The 495-nt window shown below is 53.9% G+C and carries 1 protein-coding gene; it reads left to right on the top strand.

Annotated elements, in window-relative coordinates:
• On the top strand, positions 1-495 hold a 495-nt coding region (locus A0G03_RS20575), incomplete at both ends, for a GTP-binding protein (protein WP_244177751.1).

Raw genomic sequence — 495 nt, 5'->3', positions numbered from 1 at the left:
CTCGCCACTATGCGCACGTTGACTGCCCAGGACACGCCGATTATGTGAAAAACATGATCACCGGTGCTGCTCAGATGGATGGCGCGATCCTGGTTGTTGCTGCGACTGATGGCCCAATGCCTCAGACCCGTGAGCACATCCTGCTGGGTCGCCAGGTTGGCGTTCCGTTCATGATCGTATTCATGAACAAATGCGACATGGTTGATGACGAAGAGCTGCTGGAACTGGTTGAGATGGAAGTGCGTGAGCTGCTGTCTCAGTACGATTTCCCGGGCGACGACATCCCGGTAATTCGTGGTTCTGCTCTGAAAGCGCTGGAAGGCGAAGCTGAGTGGGAAGCAAAAATCATCGAACTGGCCGGCTACCTGGATTCTTATATTCCAGAACCAGAGCGTGCGATTGACAAGCCGTTCCTGCTGCCAATCGAAGATGTATTCTCCATCTCCGGTCGTGGTACCGTTGTGACCGGTCGTGTAGAGCGCGGTATTGTTAAAG

Origin of the sequence: Pectobacterium peruviense, assembly GCF_002847345.1 — a bacterium.
GTDB lineage: Bacteria > Pseudomonadota > Gammaproteobacteria > Enterobacterales > Enterobacteriaceae > Pectobacterium > Pectobacterium peruviense.
Note: the sequence above shows the minus strand (reverse complement) of the source record. Positions and strands in the feature narration are given on the sequence as shown.